At 73.6% G+C, this 18189-nt stretch carries 17 protein-coding genes; 7 read left to right on the top strand and 10 right to left on the bottom strand.

From position 1 onward, the window contains the following. Positions 1-27: 27 nt before the first annotated feature. From ACVHNB_RS38010 to ACVHNB_RS38000, 3 genes are all read right to left on the bottom strand, one after another. Complete coding sequence (locus tag ACVHNB_RS38010) at positions 28-2250, bottom strand: acetate--CoA ligase family protein (RefSeq protein WP_456226923.1); 2223 nt, start codon at positions 2248-2250, stop codon at positions 28-30. 214 nt (positions 2251-2464) lie between these two features. Next, the gene (locus ACVHNB_RS38005; RefSeq protein WP_456226922.1) at positions 2465-4006 is read right to left on the bottom strand and encodes a flavin monoamine oxidase family protein; all 1542 of its coding nucleotides are present in this window, start codon (positions 4004-4006) and stop codon (positions 2465-2467) included. A 314-nt stretch (positions 4007-4320) separates the two neighbouring features. Continuing rightward, entirely contained in the window at positions 4321-5490 is a 1170-nt protein-coding gene (locus tag ACVHNB_RS38000) for a flavin-containing monooxygenase (protein WP_456226921.1), read from the bottom strand. 177 nt (positions 5491-5667) lie between these two features. Here ACVHNB_RS38000 and ACVHNB_RS37995 point away from each other — a divergent pair, with 177 nt between their 5' ends. Together ACVHNB_RS37995 and ACVHNB_RS37990 are read left to right on the top strand one after the other, a co-directional pair. Then, complete coding sequence (locus ACVHNB_RS37995) at positions 5668-6120, top strand: DoxX family protein (protein WP_428954045.1); 453 nt, start codon at positions 5668-5670, stop codon at positions 6118-6120. After that, positions 6117-6542, top strand: coding sequence for a Zn-ribbon domain-containing OB-fold protein (locus tag ACVHNB_RS37990; protein ID WP_456226920.1), 426 nt, complete (start codon positions 6117-6119; stop codon positions 6540-6542). The genes ACVHNB_RS37995 and ACVHNB_RS37990 overlap by 4 nt, the downstream gene beginning before the upstream one ends. A gap of 280 nt (positions 6543-6822) precedes the next feature. Here ACVHNB_RS37990 and ACVHNB_RS37985 read toward each other — a convergent pair whose 3' ends face one another. The 3 genes from ACVHNB_RS37985 to ACVHNB_RS37975 all read right to left on the bottom strand — a co-directional run bounded on the left by ACVHNB_RS37985 (position 6823) and on the right by ACVHNB_RS37975 (position 9062). Beyond that, positions 6823-6987 (bottom strand): hypothetical protein, encoded by a 165-nt coding sequence (locus ACVHNB_RS37985; protein WP_428954048.1) that lies wholly within the window; start codon positions 6985-6987, stop codon positions 6823-6825. Then, complete coding sequence (locus ACVHNB_RS37980; RefSeq protein ID WP_456228994.1) at positions 6978-7634, bottom strand: pyridoxine/pyridoxamine 5'-phosphate oxidase; 657 nt, start codon at positions 7632-7634, stop codon at positions 6978-6980. The genes ACVHNB_RS37985 and ACVHNB_RS37980 overlap by 10 nt, the downstream gene beginning before the upstream one ends. A gap of 258 nt (positions 7635-7892) precedes the next feature. Next, positions 7893-9062: a thiolase C-terminal domain-containing protein gene (locus ACVHNB_RS37975; protein ID WP_428954049.1), complete on the bottom strand. Its 1170-nt coding sequence runs from the start codon at positions 9060-9062 to the stop codon at positions 7893-7895. A gap of 105 nt (positions 9063-9167) precedes the next feature. Here ACVHNB_RS37975 and ACVHNB_RS37970 point away from each other — a divergent pair, with 105 nt between their 5' ends. Both ACVHNB_RS37970 and ACVHNB_RS37965 read left to right on the top strand, forming a co-directional pair. Further along, the gene (locus ACVHNB_RS37970) at positions 9168-10361 is read left to right on the top strand and encodes an acyl-CoA dehydrogenase family protein (protein ID WP_456226919.1); all 1194 of its coding nucleotides are present in this window, start codon (positions 9168-9170) and stop codon (positions 10359-10361) included. Then, entirely contained in the window at positions 10361-10840 is a 480-nt protein-coding gene (locus ACVHNB_RS37965) for a nitroreductase family deazaflavin-dependent oxidoreductase (protein WP_456226918.1), read from the top strand. Before ACVHNB_RS37970 ends, ACVHNB_RS37965 begins: the two co-directional genes overlap by 1 nt. A gap of 81 nt (positions 10841-10921) precedes the next feature. Here the strand turns inward: ACVHNB_RS37965 and ACVHNB_RS37960 are convergent, their stop codons facing one another. Further along, positions 10922-11569: a TetR family transcriptional regulator gene (locus tag ACVHNB_RS37960; RefSeq protein WP_428954052.1), complete on the bottom strand. Its 648-nt coding sequence runs from the start codon at positions 11567-11569 to the stop codon at positions 10922-10924. Between the two features lie 207 nt (positions 11570-11776). On the opposite strand from ACVHNB_RS37960, the gene ACVHNB_RS37955 reads away from it, so the two are divergent. The 3 genes from ACVHNB_RS37955 to ACVHNB_RS37945 all read left to right on the top strand — a co-directional run bounded on the left by ACVHNB_RS37955 (position 11777) and on the right by ACVHNB_RS37945 (position 15746). After that, positions 11777-12520: a VOC family protein gene (locus ACVHNB_RS37955; RefSeq protein ID WP_428954053.1), complete on the top strand. Its 744-nt coding sequence runs from the start codon at positions 11777-11779 to the stop codon at positions 12518-12520. 182 nt (positions 12521-12702) lie between these two features. After that, entirely contained in the window at positions 12703-15066 is a 2364-nt protein-coding gene (locus tag ACVHNB_RS37950) for an outer membrane protein assembly factor BamB family protein (RefSeq protein ID WP_456226917.1), read from the top strand. Positions 15067-15158: 92 nt separating this feature from the next. After that, positions 15159-15746, top strand: a complete 588-nt coding sequence (locus ACVHNB_RS37945) for a hypothetical protein (protein WP_456228993.1) — start codon at positions 15159-15161, stop codon at positions 15744-15746. Between the two features lie 3 nt (positions 15747-15749). On the opposite strand, the gene ACVHNB_RS37940 is transcribed toward ACVHNB_RS37945, so the two are convergent. From ACVHNB_RS37940 to ACVHNB_RS37930, 3 genes are read right to left on the bottom strand one after another with little or no spacing between them, the layout of a single operon-like run. Further along, positions 15750-16523 carry an enoyl-CoA hydratase/isomerase family protein gene (locus ACVHNB_RS37940; protein WP_456226916.1) on the bottom strand — a complete coding sequence of 258 codons (774 nt, stop codon included), beginning with the start codon at positions 16521-16523 and terminating at the stop codon, positions 15750-15752. Next, on the bottom strand, positions 16520-16978 hold the full coding sequence (locus tag ACVHNB_RS37935; RefSeq protein WP_428954056.1) for a Zn-ribbon domain-containing OB-fold protein: 459 nt from the start codon (positions 16976-16978) through the stop codon (positions 16520-16522). The genes ACVHNB_RS37940 and ACVHNB_RS37935 overlap by 4 nt, the downstream gene beginning before the upstream one ends. 58 nt (positions 16979-17036) lie before the next feature. Further along, complete coding sequence (locus ACVHNB_RS37930; protein WP_428954057.1) at positions 17037-18188, bottom strand: lipid-transfer protein; 1152 nt, start codon at positions 18186-18188, stop codon at positions 17037-17039. Position 18189: the final 1 nt, after the last annotated feature.

Raw genomic sequence — 18189 nt, 5'->3', positions numbered from 1 at the left:
CGATGCGGGGGCGAGTGCGGGTGCGGGTCAGCGGCAGACGGCCAGCGCGTCGAGGGCGACGGCGCCCTGGCCGCGCGGCAGCACCATCAGCGGGTTGATGTCCAGCTCGGAGAGCTCGTCGCCCAGTTCGAGCGCCATGCGCTGGACGCGCAGGACCACTTCGACCAGTGCGTCGATGTCGGCCGGGGGCGCCCCCCTGACCCCGTCGAGCAGGGCGCGGCCGCGCAGTTCGTCGAGGGCGGCGCGGGCCCGGTCCTCGCCGAAGGGCGGCACGCACACGGCGGTGTCCCGCAGGACCTCGACGAGCACGCCGCCGAGGCCGACGGTCACGGTCGCGCCGAACAGGTCGTCGTGCGTGACCCCGACGACCATCTCCACCCCCCGCTCGACCATCTGGCACACCAGGACGCCGTCGAGGTCGATGTCCTCGTAGCGGGCGATGTCGACGAGCTCGCGATAGGCGTCCCTGACCTGGCTCGCGGACGTCAGGCCGACCTTCACCAGGCCGAGTTCGGACTTGTGGGCGAGCTGCGGCGCGGACGCCTTCATGACGACCGGGTAGCCGACCTGCGACGCGGCGCGCACCGCGGCGGCCGCGCTGGTCACCAGCTGCTCGCGCGGTACGCGGATGCCGTACGCCCGCAGCAGCTGCTTCGCCGCGTGCTCGCTCAGCTGCTTGCCGGGGCGCATCAGGGCCTGCGCCTTGCGGAAGGAGGGCGACGGGGTGCGCGGCGCCTCGTCGAAGGGCGAGCGGTAGGAAGCGGTGAAGCGGTGGTGGTCGAGATAGGCGCGGACGGCGGTGATGCAGTTGGCGAAGGTGCGGAAGGTGGCCACCCGGGAGGAGCCGAGCAGCGTCTCGCGGTACGCGGCCTCGGTGCCGACCGGCGAGCCCCACACCACGCACACCAGCTTGTCCGTCCGCTCGGCCGCGTCCACCAGGTCCTGCGCCAGCTTGTCGCTCATCGGCGGGAAGGGCCCGGTGATCGGACAGATCAGCACCCCGACGGAGGGGTCGGCGAGGATCGCGTCGATGATCTTCCGGCCGCGCCAGTCGCCGACCGGGTGCCCGCCGTTGTCGACGGGGTTGGCGACGTTCAGGTAGTCGGGGATCCACTGGTGCAGCTCGGCCTGCTTGGCCTCGGGCAGGGTGGGCAGGGTCAGGCCCGCCGCCGTCGCCAGGTCCGAGAAGTGGGCGCCGGTGCCGCCGGATATGGAGTACACGACGACGCCGTCCGCCTGTGGCGGCTTCGCCCGCGCCAGCAGGGCCGCGGTGTCCTGGAGTTCGTCGAGCCCGTCGACGCGGATCACGCCGAACTGCCGCATCGCCGCGTCCACCACGGTGTCCGCGCCGGTCAGCTTCCCGGTGTGCGAGGCGGCGGTGCGCGCGCCGGTCTCGGTCCGGCCCACCTTCACGGCGACGACGGGGACGCCCTCGCGCGCGGCCCGGTCGGCGGCGAGCAGGAAGGACCGCCCGTCCTTGAGTCCCTCGACGTAGCAGGCGATGGCGCCGACCTCCGGGCGCTGCGCGAAGTACGAGATGAAGTCCGCGGTCTCCAGGTCGGCCTCGTTGCCCGTCGGCGCCCAGTGCGAGAGCCGGATGCCCAGCTCCTGGAGGGAGAAGACCGGGCGGCCCTGGTGGCCGGACTGGGTGATGAGCGCGACGGCCGGGCCGTCGAGGTCGTCGCGGAACCGCTCGAAGGCGTTGAGGTTGGTGTTCGGGCCCAGCAGCCGCAGGCCCGAGCGCTCGACGGCCGCCGCGAGGCGTTCCTGCGCGGCCGCGCCCTCGCCGCCGGTCTCGGCGAACCCGGAGGCGAAGGCGACGGCGAACTTCACCTTGGTGTCCGCCAGTTGCTCGATGACCGGCAGCGGATCGGCGACCAGCAGGACGGCCAGATCGACCTGTTCCGGGAGATCGGCGACGGACGGGGAGCACGCGAGCCCGAACACCGACTTCCGCGTCGGGTGTACGGGATACAGGCGCGCGCCGACCCGTTCCGCCCAGCTCATCAGCTGCCGTGTGATGCCGGTGTTGGGCCGCCCCTCGGCGTCCGAAGCCCCGACGACGGCCACGGACTCGGGCCGGAAGAACCGGTCCAGGTCCGGTACGTCGGAGTGCAGCGGCCGTCCGCTGACGTCCCGTTCGTCGGCGCCGGTCCGGCCGTGCACGGCCGGACCCGGCTGCTCGCCGCAGGCGATCACGCGGGCCCGGCGGGAGTCGGTGGTCAGGGTGCCGTACGTCGATCCAAGCATCGGTCCGCCCCGCTCCTGTAGGCCTCCAGAAATAACTGACGCACAGTCAGATTACTGAACTGACGCTCCGTCAGGAACAGTGCTGCACGCAAAGACTGGGGCGGGTGCGGTGGTGGTGTGCCGCAGGTGCGGTGCCGGTGCTCTCCTTCTGCCCGCTGCGGGCCCGGTCGGAACGGGGCGGGTGCACGCCGGGTCCGGCATGCACCCGGCAGTGTCACAGGGCGGCGACGACCTCCCGCGCCACCCGTTCCCCGGAGCGCACGGCCCCGTCCATGTACCCGTTCCAGTAGGCGGAGCTCTCCGTGCCGGCCCAGTGGATGCCGCCCACCGGCTCGCGCAGCGCGGCGCCGTACCGGGTGAGAACGCCGGGCGGGGCGTAGGCGACGGGGCCGCCGCGGGTGAAGCCCTCGTTGTCCCAGCGCTGGAGGACGAAGCCGGTGGGGGCGGCGGCCTTGTCGCCGAAGTACCTGACGTAGTCCTTCAGGACCGCCGCCTTCACCTCCGCCTCCGGCCTGCCGTCGTACGCGCGCATCTCGTCCGCCTCGATGAACCCCATCAGGGCGCCGTACGCGGCGTCGGGCGGCGAGTTGTCGAAGGTGGAGCGGACGACGCCGGTGTCGCTGACGACTTGGCCGTTGAGCCCGTCGGCCCGCCAGAACGGCGTCGCGTACACCGCGATCGCCTTGCCGATCGAGCCCATCGGCAGCCGCTGCGAGAGCTGGTCGCGGGCGGCCGGGAGCAGCGGGTCGAAGTCGATGCGGGCCGCGAGCGGCGGCGGTACGGCGACCACGACGCGGCGGGCGGTGACCGTGATGCCGTCGGCGGTGACGGTGTAGCGGCCGTCGGCGCCGCGGGCGATGCGGCGCACGGGTGCGCTCAGCCGGACACGGTCGGCGCCGAGCTTCGCCGCCAGTTTCAGCGGGACCTGCTGGGAGCCGCCCACGAAGCGGGTGGCCTGGGCGCCGTCCGCGGTCTCCGTGAGGCGCTCGAAGGTGCCGGGGGTGGACTCGTTGCCGGCCGCGGCTATGTAGAACAGGACGAAGAGGAGGGAGAGTTCGCGGGGTTCGGCGGAGAAGACCGAGGTGCACGCGACGTCGAACAGGAAGCGGGCCGAGGGGATCACCGCGTTGGCGCGCAGCCACGTCTCGAAGGTCTGGCGGTCCCACTCCTCGGCCTTCTCCGCGGTCCACGGGGCGTTCACCGGGACCTTCTTGGCCATGTCGTCGAGCAGGGCCTGGACGGCGGCGGCGTTGGCGAGGCCGGCCGCGTCGATGGGCGGGACGGAGCCGAGGAGGCCGTCGGTCGCGTACGGGGTGCGCCTGCCGTCCTTGTGCAGGACGTTCTTGCCGGTGTTGTACGTCGGGAACGTCTCGACGCCGAGGGAGTCCGCGAGGGCCTTGATGCGGTCCTGGGTCGGGCCGATGAACTCGCCGCCGCCCTCCGTGGTGCCGCCGCCCGGGAGCGGGATGTTGAGGACGCGGCCGCCCACCCGGTCCCTGGCCTCCAGGACCAGGACCGACGTGCCGGCCGCCGTGAGGTCCCGGGCCGTGGTGAGGCCCGCGAGGCCCGCGCCCACGATGGCGACGTCCACCGTGCGGGTCTCTGCGGCGCGGGCCGCTGTGTCGCGGGTCTCTGCGGCGTGGGCGGTGCCGGTGCCTGTTGCGAGGAGGGTGGTGGCCGCGGCGCCGCCCATGAGGGCGCGGCGGCGGGTGAGGGGGGTGTTCGGCGGGTTGAGCGGGTGTCTTTCGCTTGCCATGCGTCGTACTCCGTTTCGCTCGGTGTCGCGCTGGGCTGTGCGGTGGTGGTTGTCCTTACGTGGTCGGAACTGGTGCGGGGCGTCGCTCGGACACGGGGGCTGCGCCCCCGGACCCCGCTCGGTTGCCGGTCGGGTGCGGGTGTGTTGTGGCTGGGCGCGCAGTTCCCCGCGCCCCTTGGGGGCTGCGCCCCTTTGCCCCCTGGGGGGCGTTGTCGGGTGACGGTTGGTGGGGGCTGGGCGCGCAGTTCCTCGCGCCCCTTGGGGGCTTCGCCCCCCCTGCCCCCTGCGGGGCGAAGTCCCTGCCCCCTCGTCTCTCACGCTCCCTTCGCCACCGCCTTGCCGATGCGGTCCGCGTCCAGGGCCATTTCGCGGAACATGCCGGAGATGGGGTTCGTGTAGCCCGTGAAGTACAGGCCCGGGGCCGAGGGCAGTGTGCGGGTGCCGTGGGGGCGGGGGCGGCCCGTGGCGGGGTCGAGGACGTCGAGGTGGCCGACCAGGGGTTCCAGGCCCTGGCGGTATCCGGTCGCCGCGATCACCGTGTCGGGGGTCAGGCGGGTGCCGTCGGACAGGACGACGTCCGCGCCGTCGAAGGACTCGACCGCCGCGACGGGTTCGACCTTGCCCGAGCGCACCGCGTCGATGAGGCCGACGTCCTGCACCGGGATGGATCCCTCGCGCACCCGCGAGTACAGGCCCGTCTCGGGGCGCGGCAGGCCCTGCGCCGTCAGGTCCGGCACGCTCAGCTTGCCGAGGGGGACGGCCAGCCGGTCGACCAGCCGCACCGGGAGGCGGCGGCAGAGGATGCCGGTGAGCTGGGCCGGCCAGCCCAGCGTGGAGCGGCGCACGATGTGCGGGGCGGTGCGCACCGCGAGCCGGACCCGCGCGGCGCCGCCCTCGGTCAGGTCGACGGCGATCTCGGCCCCGGTGTTGCCGACGCCGACGACGAGGACGTCCCGGCCGGCGTAGGGAGCGGGGGAGCGGTACCCGCTCGCGTGCAGCAGCTGCCCGGTGAACGAGGCGGTGCCGGGCCAGTCCGGCAGGCGCGGGGTGTGGTTGTAGCCGGTGGCGACGACGACCGCAGTGGCCGTCAGCTCTCGTCCGCCGCTGGCCCGCAGCACCCATCCGGCGCCGTCGGGCGCGCGGTCGACGCGGGTGACCTCGACGCCGGTGACGACTTCGAGGTCGTGGTACTCCGCGTACTTCTCCAGGTAGCGCACGACGTTGTCGCGGGAGACCCAGCGGCCGAAGCGGCGCGGCATCGGCAGGCCGGGCAGGGCCGAGAGGCGGCGCGTGGTGTGCAGGTGGAGGCGGTCGTAGTGGCCGCGCCAGGAGGCGCCGACCCGGTCGGACTTCTCCAGGACGACGGCCCGGACGCCGTGCGCCTTCAGGCCCGCGGCCGCGGCGAGTCCGCCGGGGCCGCCGCCGACGACGTACACCGGCGGGCGCTCGTGGCTGCGGGCCGGTGTGGGGTTGGGGTCGCTCATGAGCGGAGCGTAATCCGGCCATCTCTTGATGGGTCGCGGTCAAGGTCGAATTCGATTGCGAATCGATCACGGAGCGGGCGGCCGCCCTGCCCCTTGCGGAGTCGGCGCCGGATGCGCTGAACTGACGTACCGTCAGAAACCGAGTGGGAGGCGGCTGCAGCGCATGGATGAGAAGACATGGACGCGATAGGGCTCAGCGGCGCCGAGTGGCTCGCCGTGCTGCGCATCGGGCTCGGCCTGTGGTGGCTGGAGAGCTGGCGGCACAAGGACAAGAAGGGCTGGTTCGAGCGCGGCACCGGCATCGCCTGGGCCGCGGACGTCGCTGCCAAGCACCGGTGGAACGCGGTGCGCAGCGGGTTCGAGGTCGTCGTGAAGCCCCGGCCGAAAGCCATGGCCTACGTCGTCGTGTACGCCGAACTCGCCCTCGGGCTCGGCCTGGTCGTCGGCCTGCTCACCCCGGTCGCGCTGGTCGGCGGCCTGCTGCTCAACCTCCTGTACCTCACGCTCATGATCCACGACTGGGCCGAGCAGGGGCAGAACGCGATGATGGCGCTGATCTCGCTGGTCGCGCTGTTCGCCATGTCCTGGCAGACCTGGTCCCTCGACCACGCGATCGGACTGTTCCGATGACCGGTTCCCAGGCCGCGGGCGTCCGTTTCGACGTGCCCGAGCCCGACGCCTTCACCCGGCCCTACTGGGACGCCGCCGCCGAGGGCAGGCTGCTGCTGCGGCACTGCGACGGCTGCGGGCGGGACCATCACTACCCGCGCGAGTTCTGCCCGTCCTGCTGGAGCGAGGACGTGCGCTGGCGGGACGCGAGCGGGCGGGCCGTGCTCTACACGTGGTCCGTCGTGCACCGCAACGACCTGCCGCCGTTCGGCGCCCGCACTCCGTACGTCGCCGCCGTCGTCGATCTCGCCGAGGGGCCGCGGATGATGACGGAGGTCGTGGACTGCGCGGAGGACCGGCTGCGGGTGGGGATGGCACTGGAGGTCGCGTTCCGCGAGGACGGGTTCGCCGTGCCCGTGTTCCGGCCCGCGGACACCGGGTGAACCGGCTGCGGGCCGCAAGGTCCCTCGCGATCATGGCCGGATGACCACGGCATCGACGTCCCGGGACACGGGAGGCCGGCAGGGGTTCCGGCGGGCCATCGGCGAGGCGCCCGGCGCGGAGTTCGCCCGCGCCCTGGCCGACGGCCGGCGCCCCTACGGGGGCTTCACGCTCTGGGAGACCACCGACGGGACGCCCGTCTTCCTGGCGGGCGTCAACCGCAGGGCGGCCGGCCCGGTGCGCGCCGCCCGTCCACGCGCCCGAGGAACTGCGCGGCCACGGCTACGCGGCCGCCGTCACGGCCGCGGTGAGCCGCGCCGCGCTCGACGCGGGGGCGCGGGAGGTGCTGCTCTGCACGGACCTCGCCAACCCGACGAGCAACGCGCTCCACCAGCGCCCGGGCTGCTGCCCGGTGCGCGACTTCGGGACGTGGACCTTCACGGCCACAACAGCTCCTTGACCCAACCGTCCTCCTGGCGGCGGTACTTGAGCCGCACGTGCCGTCGCCGCTCGTCGCCCTGGAAGAACTCGACCTCCTCCGGATCCAGTTCGTACGCCGTCCACGACGCGACCGTCGCGTCCGGCTCGCGCGTCGCCCGCTTCCAGGCCTCCTCGGACGCGCGGACCAGCGCGTCCTGGGACGGCAGCAGTTCACTCTGGTGACCGACCAGCGCCGAGGCGAGCGCGCCGGTCGAGCGGGCGTGCAGATCGGCCTGCGCGACCTCCGCGGGAGCCGTGCGGACGGGGCCGCGCAGCCGGACCTGGCGGCCCTGCGCCGGCCAGTAGAACCCGAGCGCCGCGTACGGGCGGGCGGCCAGCTGGCGGCCCTTGGCGCTGCCCGCGTGCGAGGCGAAGTGCCAGCCGTCCGCGTCGGCGCCGTGCAGCATCACCGTACGGACGTCGGCGCGGCCCTCGGCGTCCGTGGTGGCCAGGGACGGGGTGTGCGGCTCGGGCTGCCCGGCCGCCACGGCCGCCGCGAACCACTCGACGAACAGCGGCAGCGGAGCCTCGGGCGCGGCCCCGGGGTCGAAGGCGGGCAGCTCGGTGTCCCAGACGCGCAGGGACCTCAGCAGGGTTTCCAGGTCGGCTTCCATGCGCCGATTGTCGCCGGTGGGCGGGGCGTCCCGGACGGCGCACCGCGGGCGGGGGCCGTTCCCGGGCGCGCAGGTGCGGGTCAGGGCGACCACGCTGCCGGGCGTCGTCCGGGCGCCGTCCGTGCTGCGCCCGCCCCGGACGGGGCGGGCCGCCGCGCCGCCGAGGGAGCCGAGGGCGTAGTCGCCCTGCGGGTGACTCCGCACTCGGCAGGAGCGCCCCAGGATCCGGGGACAACGGTTCCGCCTCGGCGCGCGGGCTCACTCCCGCCCCAGCACCACCGTGCCCGCCGAGCAGAACCAGCCGCCGGTCCCGGACGCCACCGCGAGCGCGGGCGGGGAGCCGTCCGCGCGGTGCACCTGGTGGCCGCCCGCCTCGCCGCGCAGCTGGCGCACGGCCTCGACGAGCAGGAACAGGCCGCGCATGCCCGGGTGCTGGGCGGAGAGACCGCCGCCGTCGGTGTTCGTCGGCAGCTCGCCGTCGTGCCGCAGCCGGCCCTTCTCGACGAAGGCGCCGCCTTCCCCCTTGCCGCAGAACCCGAGGTCCTCCAGCGTCACGAGCGTCATGTACGTGAACGCGTCGTAGATCTCGGCGATGTCGATCTCGTCCGGCCGCACCCCGGCCCGCTCGAAGGCGAGCCGTCCGCTCACCGCCGCAGGGGAGACCGTGAAGTCGTCCCACTCCGACATGGTCGTGTGGGACACGTACTCGCCCGAACCCAGCACCCAGACGGGCGACTTGGCGCAGTCGGGCACCAGGTCCTCGGCCACCATGAGCACGGCGGCGCCGCCGTCGGAGCGTATGCAGCAGTGCAGTTTGGTGAACGGGTCGGCGATCATCGGCCCGTCGAGCACGTCGTCGACGGTGATCGGGTCGCGGAACATCGCGCCCGGGTTGCGGGAGGCGTTCCGGCGGGCCTGGACGGCGACCTGGGCCAGCTGCTCCAGCGTCGTGCCGTACTCGTGCATGTGACGGCGGGCCGCCATCGCGTACTTGGCGATGAGCGTGTGCCCGTAGGGGACCTCGAACTGGAGCGGGCCGCGCGCGCCGAACGACAGGTTCGACGTGCGGCGCCTGGCCTTGATGTCGGCGCGGGCCGTCGAGCCGTAGACCAGCAGGACGGCGCGGGCGTGCCCGGCGGCGATGGCGTCCGCCGCGTGCGCGGCCATCACCTCCCAGGTCGAGCCGCCGACCGAGGTGGAGTCGACCCAGCGGGGCTTGAGCCCCAGGTACTCGGCGACCTCGACGGGAGCGAGCGTGCCGAGGCCCGCGCTCGCGAACCCGTCGACGACGTCCGGGGTCAGCCCGGCGTCGGCGAGCGCGCGGCGCGCGGCCTGGGCGTGCAGGGCGTAGGGGGTGGCTTCGTCGACGCGGCCGCAGTCGGAGAGGGCGATGCCCGTGATGGCGGCCTTACGGTGGGGGCCAGTCATGGATCTGACGGTACATCAGATCGTGGCCTGCGTAATGGGTGCGCCCGCCTCTGGGCATACGAGGCCCCCCGCCCTAATATGACGACCCGTCAGAAAGGGGCTCGCATGGACGCCAGGTTCACCGAGGAACAGCAGGAGATGCGTCGTACCCTGCGGGAACTCACCACCAAACGCTGCACCCCGGACGACGTCAAGGCCGCCACCCGCACCCCGGCCGGTCATGACCCGGCCCTGTGGGGCAGTCTCGGCGCGGACCTCGGGCTGCCGGGGCTCGCCCTGCCCGAGAGCGAGGGCGGCGTCGGTGCGTCCGTCACCGAACTGGCGCTCGCCGTCGAGGAGTTGGGGCGGGTGCTCGCGCCGACGCCGCTGTTCGCCACCTGCGGCCTCGCCGCCCCGCTGGTCGCGGCCCTGGGCACCGCGGAGCAGCGGGCGGCGCTGCTGCCGAAGATCGCCGCCGGGCAGCTGACCGCGGCCCTCGCCGTACCGGGCACCGGGCTCGCCACCGCCCTCGGCCTCGTCGCCGACAACGCGGGCGACTGGGCGGGCGGCGGCCGCGCGGGCGGGGTGCAGGCCACCCGGCAGGACACCGGCTGGCGGCTCTACGGGCAGGCCGAGCAGGTGCTCGACGGGCACGGCGCCGGGCTCCTCCTCGTCGCCGCGCACACCGGCGGCTTCGCGCGCTCCCGGACCCTGCTGTTCCTGGTGCGCGCCGACGCCCCCGGGCTCGTACGCACCCGCCAGACGGCCCTCGACGAGACACGGCCGCAGGCACGCGTCGAACTGCGCGACGTGCCGGGCGAGTTGCTGGGCGGCGCGGACGCCGACGTGTCGGCCGCACTCGCCGCCACCGGCGACACCGCGGCCACCCTGCTCGCCGCCGAGGCCGTCGGCGCCGCGGACCGGGCCCTGGAGCGGACGGTCGAGTACGTCAAGGAACGCGAGCAGTTCGGGCGGCCCGTCGGGTCCTTCCAGGCGGTCAAGCACCGGCTCTCGGACGTGTACGTACAGGTGCAGGCGGCGCGGTCGGCCGCGTACTACGCCGCCTGGGCCGCGGGCGTCCAGGGCGGCGAGCGCATCGGCGGGCTCGCGCTCGCCCAGGCCCTGGAGGCGCTGCGCACCGCCGCGGCCGAGGCTGTCCAGCTGCACGGCGGCATCGGCTTCACCTGGGAGCACGACGCGCATCTCTACCTGAAGCGGGCGACCGGCGACGAGCTGCTCTTCGGGCCCGTGCATCTGCTGCGGGCGCGCGCGGCGCAGTCGGCCGGGGTGTTCGCGCGGCCGGCGGAGGTGAGCGCCTGATGGCCCCGCCCGGTGTCCGGCTCGTCCAGAAGGTCTCCTCGACCAGGGCCTTCGCCCGCGTCGCCCCGCACGTCATCCCCGCCCTCGACCGCGCCGTCCACCGCCTCACCCGGGGAAAAGTCCTGCTCAGCGCCCAGATGCTGCCGGGTGTGGTGCTGAGTGTGCGCGGGGCGAGGAGCGGGATCGTACGGCGTACCCCGCTCGCCTGCATGCCGGAGGAGAAGGCGGGGACCTGGCTGCTGATCGGGTCGAACTTCGGGCGTCCGGGGCATCCGGCCTGGACGGCGAACCTGCTGGCGCACCCCGACGCCGACATCAGCTGGCGCGGCGCGGACATCCCGGTGACGGCCCGGCTGCTCAAGTCCCCCGAGCGGGAGGAGGCGTGGGCCGCGGCGCTGAAGTTCTGGCCGCCGTACGCCGCGTATCAGGAGCGGGTGGACCGGGAGATCCGGCTGTTCCGGCTGGAGAGGCGGGGCTGAGAGGGGTCCAACTGCAACGGCGGCGGCTCACGCTGAACACGCGAACCGCCGCCGTACGACAGGACCAGGAGCGAATGAGTGCTACTTCGTCGGCTTCTTTCCGGTCACGCCCAGATGGACCAACAGCGCGAGATTCGGCTTGAGTTCGGCCTGCTTGACGCCCCAGCTCTGGAAGCCCTTCTGGTGCGAGGCGACCGCCGCGAGCATCGCGACCAGCGAACCGGCCACCGCCGCCGGGCTCACGTCCTTGTCGACCTTGCCCTTGTCCTGGAGCTCCTTGACCGCGTCCGCAAGGGAGTTGTTCACCGAGTTCAGAATCTTCATGCGCAGCTTGTAGAACCGCTTGTCGCCCTCGGCCGCACCGAGGTCGACGACCCGCAGGATCGCGTCATTGCGCCGCCAGAACTCCAGGAACCCGTCCACGAGTTCCTGGGAGGTGGCCCAGCCGGCCTTGCCGACCCACGAGCGGTCGGCGACGAGCTCGGTCAACCCGGCACCCTCGGCCGCCATTTGCTCGGCGATCTCCAGGACGGCGCCCTCGACGTCCGGGAAGTACTGGTAGAACGTCGCGGGCGAAGTGCCCGCCTTTCGGGCCACATCAATGACTTTGACGTCCCGGTAGGGCGAGGAGCTGAGCATCTCGCCGAGGCATTCGAGCAGCTTCTGACGTGTTGCCTGACCACGCCGTCCGGCCACACGGCCGTCGACGGTACGTACTTGTCCTGTCATGCCGTCAGCTTACCGAGGGGTGATCGGAGCGCGATCTGACCGACTGCAAATGGGGTTGGGGCCCCGGAACAGGGCCGTGGGCAAGGCCGCGGACCGGGCCGCGGACCGGACCGGCCGCCGGACAAAGGCGGTGGCCCAGGGGCTGGAATTGGCCAGACGTTCGAATCTCAACCACGGGGCCGCGGCCGCCCTGGCTAGCGTTGCTCCATGTACCCGGACTACCCCGAGGGCGCCCCGTGCTGGGCCGACGCCCGCCTGCCCGACGTCGAGGCGGGCAAGCGGTTCTACGGCTATCTCTTCGGGTGGACCTTCGACGAGGGGGCGGGCGCCCGGAGCGGCTTCTACACGGCGGCCTACAGCGAGGACCGGGCGGTCGCCGCGCTGGCCCCGGGCGGCCCGGGCTGGACCGTGCACTTCGCGGTGCGGGACGCCTACGCGGCCGCCGAGAAGGTCACCGCGGCCGGCGGGCGCCTCGTCTCGGGGCCGGTCTCCGACGGCGCCGTGGCCACCGTCGCGCTCGCCGCGGGGCCCGAGGGCGCGCCGTTCGGGCTGTGGCAGGCGGGCAGCCACCAGGGGTTCGAGCGTACGGGGGAGCCGGGGACGCTCTGCCGCGCGGAACTGGAGACTCCGCAAGCGGCCCGCAGCGACTCCTTCTATACGGCGGTGTTCGGCTACCCGGCTGACGGCCGGGGCGACCCCGACCTGCGGATCTGGCGGTCCGGGAGCCGGACGGCCGCCGCCAGGACCGGGCCCGCGGCGGGACTGCGCCGGGCCACCGGCAGCCCCGCCCGCTTCCTCCTGCACTTCGGCACGGCCGACCTGCCCGGCACCTGCGCGGAGGCGGTCCGGCTCGGCGGCCGCGTCCGGGTGGGGCCGCACGACACCCCGTACGGCCGGATCGCGGTCCTCACCGACGACCAGGGTGCGGATTTCGCGGTGTGCTCCGCCTGAGGGAGTCCGGGACACCCCATGACACCCCGATATGCCCCCGGGTTCGCCACCAGCGCCTCCGGCAGGAAGAATCAGGGTGCGTGCCGCCGTAGCGCTGCGGTGGTGAGACGCTGACGGGGGCCGTATGTGCGGTGGACCTGGAACCCGGGGGTTCCGGCATCGCACGGGGAGGTGGCAGGCAAGTGGTGGATCAGCTGACGCAGCACGATCCGAGGCGGATCGGTCCGTTCGAGGTCCTGGGACGGCTCGGCGCGGGCGGCATGGGTCTGGTCTATCTGGCACGCTCGGCGTCCGGCCGGCGCGTGGCCATCAAGACGGTGCGTACGGAACTGGCCGAGGACCAGCTGTTCCGGGTGCGCTTCACGCGCGAGGTCGAGGCGGCCCGGGCGGTGTCCGGCTTCTACACGGCCGCGGTCGTCGACGCCGATCCGCGCGCGGCCGTGCCCTGGCTGGCCACCGCGTACGTCCCGGCGCCCTCCCTCGAGGAAATAGTGAATGAGTGCGGGCCGCTGCCGGCCCAGGCGGTGCGCTGGCTCGCGGCGGGCGTCGCCGAGGCCCTGCAGTCCATCCACGGCGCGGGCCTGGTCCACCGCGACCTCAAGCCGTCGAACGTGCTGGTCGTCGAGGACGGCCCGCGCGTCATCGACTTCGGTATCGCGTCCGGCGTCTCCAACACCCGCCTGACCATGACGAACGTGGCCGTGGGCACCCCCGCGTACATGTCGCCCGAGCAGGCGAAGGACTCCCGCAGCGTCACCGGCGCCTCGGACGTCTTCTCGCTCGGCTCGACGCTCGTGTTCGCCGCCACCGGGCACGCCCCGTTCCACGGCGCGAACCCCGTCGAGACGGTCTTCATGCTGCTGCGCGAGGGCCCCGACCTGGAGGGACTGCCGCAGGAGCTGCGGTCGCTCATCGAGTCGTGCATGCAGATGGAGGCGGCGCTGCGGCCCTCGCCCGCCGACCTGCAGTCCCAGCTCGCGCCGCACCTGTTCGGCTCCGGCAGCGACGACAGCGGTACGGCGTCGGCGTGGCTGCCCGAGCGGTCCGTCGCGCTGATCGAGTCGCGCCGCGGCGGCCGCCCCACCGTGAAGCCGCCGACCGCCCGGACCCCGGGGCACGGCACCCCGGTGCCCGCGATGCCGCCGCAGCCGCCGGCCCCCGTGTCGACCGACGGCTGGCGCCCTTCGCCGGTCGTGGCCGGGACGGGCCTCGGCGCCGCCGACGGCCCGGTCCACCTGGCCGGGGCGCAGGTGCCGATCGGGCCGGGACCGCGGGTCGCCGACGCGCGGGCCGCCGCAGTGAAGGCGCCGCCCGCCGAGTCGGGCCTGGTCGCGTCCTGGTCCCGGTCCAAGGCCGCCGCGCCCGCCGTGAACGGGTCGACGGACCCCGTCGTGCCCGTGCCCGCGCAGGCCGAGGCCACGGCCTGGCGGCCCTGGCGGTTCCGGATGTCGAACGACGTGTGGGGCACGCCGACCGTCGCCGGTGACCTGGTCTACGTCACGTCCTTCGAGGTCCACGCGCTCGACGTGGCCACCGGGCGGCGCCGCTTCAAGACCCGCGACGTCGCCTGGTCCATGGCGGTGGCCGACGGCCGCGTCCATGCCTCCGACGGCCCGACCCTGTGGGCGCTCGACGCCCGCGACGGCGGCGACCTGTGGCGCCTCGGCACCGACGCGTGGGTGTACGCCCTGCAGGCCGACCGCGGCACCGTCGTCACCGCCACCCGCGGCGGCGGCGTCCAGGCCCGCGAGGCCGCCAACGGCGACCTGCTCTGGGAGATCACCGGCTGCCAGACCGACTTCGAGGCGCCCGAGGCGGGACCCGTCGTCCACGACGGCACGGTGTACGTGTGGCAGGACGCGCGGCTGCGCGCCCTGGAGGCCCGTACGGGTGAGGAGCGCTGGTCGTACCCGATCGGCGACGCGGCGTCCTGCGGCGGCGTCCCGGTCCGGCTGACCCCGGCGCCCGACGGCTACGTGTACATCTCCGCGGGCACCCGCGTGCTGGCCGTCGAGGCCGGCTCCGGGCACGTCCGCTGGCACTTCGAGGCGCCCGCGGTGTTCCTCTGCCCGCCCGCGTACGCGCCCGGCCCCGCGGTGGCCGGCGGCGGCGTGTACCTCGCCGACCACCTCGGCACCGTGTACGCGCTCGACGCCACGGACGGCCGCGACCGCTGGCGCATCGCGACGGAGCCGCGGCCCGCGACGATCGACCCGGTGCTGGTCTCGCACGGCCACGTGCACGTCGGCAGCGGCCAGGGCCTGTACACCCTGGACGCCGTCACGGGCACGCCGAAGTGGCGCTTCCAGGCCGGCGGGGAGATCGTCGGCTCGCCGGTGGTCGCCGACGGGCGGGTGCACTTCGGTTCGACGGACCACCTGCTGTACACGCTGAAGGCGGACGACGGGCGGCTGCGGTGGAAGCTCGCCACGGGCGGCGAGATCACCGGGACGCCGGTCGTGCGGGACGGTGTCGTGTACGCGTGCAGCAAGGACCGCTGCGTGTACGCCCTGGACGCGGAGAAGGGGACGGGGACCAGCCGTTAGGCGGTCCCGCGGTCACAAGTGTCCGGCTCTCGCAACAGACGCCGCACCGCGTGCGTGCCCGCCGCGGTGCGGTGGGTAGGGTCCCCGGCGTGATGAAACGGGGAATCAAACTGACGGCACTCGCCGGCATAGTGGTCCTGGCCCTGACGGGCTTCTCCACCGGCCGCGGGCACGGGCACTCACGGGGACACAGCAGCGGCGGGGGCGGGTGCAGCAGCTCCTCGCAGAGCCACGACAGTTCGTCGCACTCGTCGACGTCCGGGGGCACGTCCGGCTCGTCGTACGACGACGATGACGACGTGTACGGCAGCGGCTCGTCGGGGTCCTCGTCGGGCGGCAGCAGCTACACGCGGCGGCCCCACTACCGTTCCACGCCGACGTCGTCCGCGACCGGCAGCGGCAGGACCCTGCAGGACGGCACCGCGCGCCTGATCGCGTGCGCCGACGCGAAGACGCCGTACGCCACCGTCGAGATCCGCAACCCCAACAGCAGGTCCGTACGGTTCGACGTCCACGTCTCCTTCCTGGACGCGAGCGGCGGCACGGTGAACGCGCTGTTCCACGAGGTCAAGGTGGTCGCGAAGGGCAAGGTGACCACGAAGGTGCCGGTCGGCGGCGACGCCCTGGCCGCCCGGGTGGACCACTGCGACGTCGACCCCGAGGCGCTCCCGCAGACCTGACGGCTACCGCACCCGGAAGTCCCCGGCCGTACGGGAGTTGAAGAGCCCCGCCTGCCGCTGCGGCGGCAGGTTCCCGAGGGCGATCAGATGCGGGGCCTGCGCGAAGGCGTGGGCCCGGGACGGCTCCGTGGCCGCCCACGCCGCCCGCACCGTGCCCTGCACCGCCTCCGTCGGGTACGAGGCGATCGTGCCCGCGCACCGCACGGCCGCCTCCAACGCGCCGCCCGGCGGGGTGACTTCGCTGACCAGGCCCGTCTGGTGCGCCCGGTGCGCGGACATCCGCTCCGCCGACCCCATCAGTGCGAGCCGCGCCACTTCGCCGGGCGGCATGCGTTGCGCCAGGTGCACGGACTCGTACGCGCAGACCATGCCGTACGTGGTGTGCGGGTCGAAGAACGTGGCCGTCTCGTCCGCGATCACGAACTCGGCCTCGCCCAGCAGGTAGAACGCTCCGCCGCAGGCCATGCCCCGCACCGCGGCGATCACCGGCTTCCACAGGTCGTTGGCCTTCGGGCCGATGGTGAGGAGCGGATCGTCCATCGAGAACGGGGAGTTCGGCTGGGGGACGTCCGTGTCGCGGTCGATGCCGGTGCAGAACGCGCGCTCGCCGGCGCCGGTCAGGACGATCGCCCGTACGCCGTCGTCGAAGCGGAACTGCCGCCAGACCTCGGCCAGTTCGACGGCCGTCGCCGCGTCGATGGCGTTGTGGCGGTGCGGGCGGTCCAGGGTGACCACGGCCACCCCGGTCTCCTTGTCGGTCTCCGTGCGCAGGGTCATGGCCGCTCCAGCACCCAGCGGGGCAGGGTGACGCCGTCGACCTGCGCGAAGACGACCTGGACGCGGGCCCCGATCCGGAGGCGCTCGGGGTCGACCGAGTCGAGGCGGGCGTCGGCGGAGGCGACCAGGTTGCCGACGAGGCGGATCTGCGGCGCGTCCGCGAGTTCGACGATGATCGCGTTGTAGGGGGCCTGGGCGGCGTAGGCCGGGAGCAGCGGGGGGTGCGGGACGACGTACGACCAGATCTTTCCGTGGCCGCTCATCCTGCGCCATTCGCTGTCGAAGGACTGGCAGTGGGGGCAGCACGGCCGTGGCGGGAACCGGAGTTGTGCGCACTCGGGGTCGGCGCAGGCCTGGACGCGGAGTTCGTGCTGGGCGGCGTAGTCCCAGAAGGGGGCGCCGTCGTCGTCGGGGGTGGGGGTCAGGAGGGCTGCGCTCTCGGGTGCGTCTGCCATGGTCTGTTCCTTTCGGGGTGCGGATCGCGGGTGGTTGCTCACGCAGTTCCCCGCGCCCCTAGGCGGCTCGGAGCAGCAGTGCCGACGTGGGTACTCCCTCGCCGGCCGTCACCAGGCACGTGGCCGCGTCCGGGACTTGAGCCGTGCTGACGCCCCGCAGCTGCTTCACGCCCTCGTTGATCAGGTTGAATCCGTGGACGTACGCCTCCGAGAGGCCGCCGCCGCCGGTGTTGATCGGCAGCCGTCCGCCGATCTCCAGGGCGCCGCCCTCGGTGAACGCGCCGCCCTCGCCGCGCCCGCAGAAGCCGTAGCCCTCCAGGGAGAGCGGGATGAGCGGGGTGAACGCGTCGTAGATCTGGGCGACGTCGACGTCCTCGGGGGCGAGGTCGGAGTTCTTCCACAGGTGGCGGGCCGCCGTCCAGGCGGGGCCGGTGAGCGGGTCGTCGTTCCAGTAGTTGACCATGCCGTGGTGCTGGGCGGGCAGGCCCTGGGCGGCGGAGTGGACGTAGACCGGCTTCTGGCGGCAGTCACGGGCCCGCTCGGCGGAGACGACGACGCAGGCCAGCGCGCCGTCCGTCTCCAGGCAGTTGTCGAACAGGCAGAGCGGCTCGCTGATCCAGCGGGCCGTCATATACATGTCCCGGGTGAGGGGGCGCTCGTACATCATCGCGGCCGGGTTCTGGTTGGCCCGGTTGCGGCAGGCCAGCGCGACGTTGAAGAGGTGGTCGCGGGTCGCGCCGTACTCGTGCATGTAGCGGCGGGCCAGCATGCCGATCTCGTCGGCGGGGCGCAGCAGCCCGAACGGCCGGGTCCACTGGGCGGGCGTGGGCAGTTGGACGGTGGTGTTCTTCCACGGGCGTGGCCCGCTGCCCCGTTTGCGCGAGCGCCAGGCGATGCCGACGCTCGCCTGTCCGGTGGCGATCGCGGAGGCGAGATGGGCGACGGTCGCGCAGGAACCGCCGCCGCCGTAGCCGACCTTGCTGAAGTGGGTGACATCGCCGGCGCCGATCGCCTTGGCGATCTCGACCTCGTCCGTCTCCTCCATCGTGTACGAGGCGAAGGCGTCGACCTCGGACGGCGCGATGCCCGCGTCGTCGAGTGCGGCGAGGATCGCCCGGCACGCCAACGTCTTCTCGGATTCCGGGAGTTGTCTGGCGAACGCCGTCTGACCTATGCCGACGATCGCTGTCGCGTCCTTGAGTCCCGACATG

It is taken from the genome of Streptomyces sp. YJ-C3 (genome assembly GCF_053891275.1).
This window is presented reverse-complemented; position numbering and strand designations above follow the sequence as displayed.